Genomic DNA, 2,500 nt, shown 5'->3' on the forward strand with positions numbered 1-2,500 from the left:
CCGCTTCGCTCCCTGTCTCGCATTATTCATTTAAAACTTTATTTTCAGGTTTGATTTAAGGGGGGAGATGAGGTGCCAGCGTTTAAGTCTGCACAATGCAAGACTTGCCCCAAGGTTTTCAGTAATTAATTGATTAAAAACGCTTTTAGGTTGTGCAGTTACCTTTCTTGACTTTAGCTTGTTATTTACTGACACTGATGCAATTAGATTGCAAGGGATTGTTTTTATTATGAATAAAACCAGAAGTCGTTCGAAAGATCCGTTGACCGCAGCTATTACAAGTTTCTTATGGCCATTTTTAAAATCAGAAGGCTTTATTAAAACCAGTGCGCGAACGTTTAGTAGAGAGATAAACAATATTGTCTATCAGGTTATTGTTGATGCTAATGGATTTGGGGGGCGAAGTAGTACACAGATAGTGTATTGTGCACGCACGGTCTTTCATTATAAGCATAAAGGTTACTTATTGGGAGGAAGGCTGCATGAAGATTCATGGGATCTTAGTAATCACGAATTGGCTGATAAACACATGCTTGAGATAACTGAACTGCTCAGGAAAGAGATTATGCCATGGTTTCAGTTTCACGCCGAGGCCAATAATTATGACGAAGCTCTAAATAATATGAAGTATGGCCCTATTGAGCCTTTATTGTTTGAAAGAGCAGTGAGTAAGTTAATGCTTGGAGATAAATCTACTGCGACTATTAATTTAAGGGAGATTCTATCTGGTGACTTTGAAGTTTGGACTGATGAATCGAGTCCTGCCAGCCTTTTACTGCGCTCAATTGAAAATGCTAATTTTAAATTACTCTTGGATAAATGGGCGGAGGACAATCGAACCGCATTAAAGTTGCCTAAATTGACAGGTTGCGCGGAGTCACTGACATTAACTTAAGGAAATTACTAATTAAGGGACTGATATGGCAAGTACATACTTTGCATTTTTAAAGAAGGAGAACGTGCCTTCTGCTGAGCAATGGCAACAAGCAATTGATGACTTAGGCTTTAAGCTACGTTTAAAACTCACTACCGACTTTTTACCTTTTGAACATGAAGGGTATCTACCTTGCCAGTGGGGAGACTCTGATAATGATGTCGGGTTTGAAGTTTTTTACGATTCAGCTTCAACTGTTTGTGATAAAGATGATGAATTAGCCCAGTTGATTGGTGAAAATAACTATTGTGTAGCTATGAGCTGGAAAAGCAGCATGCAAGATTGCTCAGCTGCAATGATTGCTTGCTGTGCTTTGGCCAAATCTTTTGGTGCGGTGATATATTATGAAGGAGAACAACCTGAATCATTGCAAAGTATGATGCAAGAAACTCAAGAAATCATTGAAGACGAGTTAAAAGTTAAAGTTAACAAAAAAGATTTGGAGTTAAAGGTTTTTAACTATCTATCTAGAGTTTTTTCTGAACAAGGGTTTAAAAAAGATAACAACTCTTTAGCTTTAGTAAGGCGATTTGGAGAGGTGCTACAAGTTGTTTCCTGTGGTTTACGTAAGGGGACTTCCAATAGTTTTGAAGCTTGGGAAGCAAGTATTTCTATTGATATTTGGATACCTAAATATGCTAAGCCAAACTCATTTTCAAATGCTAAAGAAGCGGTATGTTTTGCACCTATAAATCAAAAGGTAGAAGCGGGGGCTTTAGGGACGGCGTTACCATTTCTCTATTTAGAGCCTGAAAGTGGTTATAAAATTCCTTCACAATATAAGATTGCATTTGAAAAGTTAGTTGATGATAAAATACTGTTATGGCTTAGTGTTTTTAATACTCAAGATAGGGTGATTAAATACAAAAAGCTGACCCTTATAATGATGATAAGTTGGCTGATTTAAATTTGGCATATGACTTTCTTGCTCAGTTCGAACAAACACCTATAACCTACTTAAACAATTACAAAATAATAAATGTGATTGATGAGGGCTTTGTAGATCAAGTAGTTATTCAAGCGTTGCAATCTAATTTAACGGAACTGCATTTTCAACTTATTGAAAATATAAAGCATAGTAACTTATATCGAGTCGAATTAGGTAAAGGTTGGGTTGCTGCAGTTCGCTTTGGTTCAATCAATGAAATTATGTTGGGTGTTAAATGCACTGTTTATTGCATGGGGTTTTCAGCTTCAAATTGGGAGGAGCATAGATTTAATTTATGGGGGATTGATCATGCTTTTACTGAAACAGTTGTATTTGAAAATCTATGTCAAATGACTAGCTCACAGCTTAACCAATACTTTAAATCTAACTTGATGCAAAAAGTAATCGATACGTTAAATTGTATGCTTGATAAGAAATATTTGCTTAACTATGTTACGTCCAAGTTACAGTATCGCTATGGTGCTGATGACTTTACACATGAACAGGTAATAGAGAGGCTAGCCTCCTTACCTGAGCCTTCTAAATTAAATGTTTAACCATCTGATGTTGTATTTCCCCTTTTAATCAAACCTGAAAAAGGGATTTAAATGAATAATGCGAGACAAGGCGCGTAGCGG

3 protein-coding genes are annotated in these 2,500 nt (G+C 36.6%); all 3 read left to right on the top strand.

Translation table 11 applies throughout. The features are described 5' to 3' along the window. Positions 1 to 229 precede the first annotated feature (229 nt). From ON073_RS20155 to ON073_RS20165, 3 genes are read left to right on the top strand one after another with little or no spacing between them, the layout of a single operon-like run. On the top strand, positions 230 to 895 hold the full coding sequence (locus ON073_RS20155; RefSeq protein ID WP_274763663.1) for a hypothetical protein: 666 nt from the start codon (positions 230 to 232) through the stop codon (positions 893 to 895). 25 nt (positions 896 to 920) lie between these two features. Beyond that, positions 921 to 1,841, top strand: coding sequence for a hypothetical protein (locus ON073_RS20160; protein ID WP_274763664.1), 921 nt, complete (start codon positions 921 to 923; stop codon positions 1,839 to 1,841). Then, entirely contained in the window at positions 1,829 to 2,419 is a 591-nt protein-coding gene (locus ON073_RS20165; protein ID WP_274763665.1) for a hypothetical protein, read from the top strand. Before ON073_RS20160 ends, ON073_RS20165 begins: the two co-directional genes overlap by 13 nt. Positions 2,420 to 2,500 lie beyond the last annotated feature (81 nt).

The organism is Pseudoalteromonas sp. G4 (assembly GCF_028875915.1).
Lineage (GTDB): Bacteria > Pseudomonadota > Gammaproteobacteria > Enterobacterales > Alteromonadaceae > Pseudoalteromonas.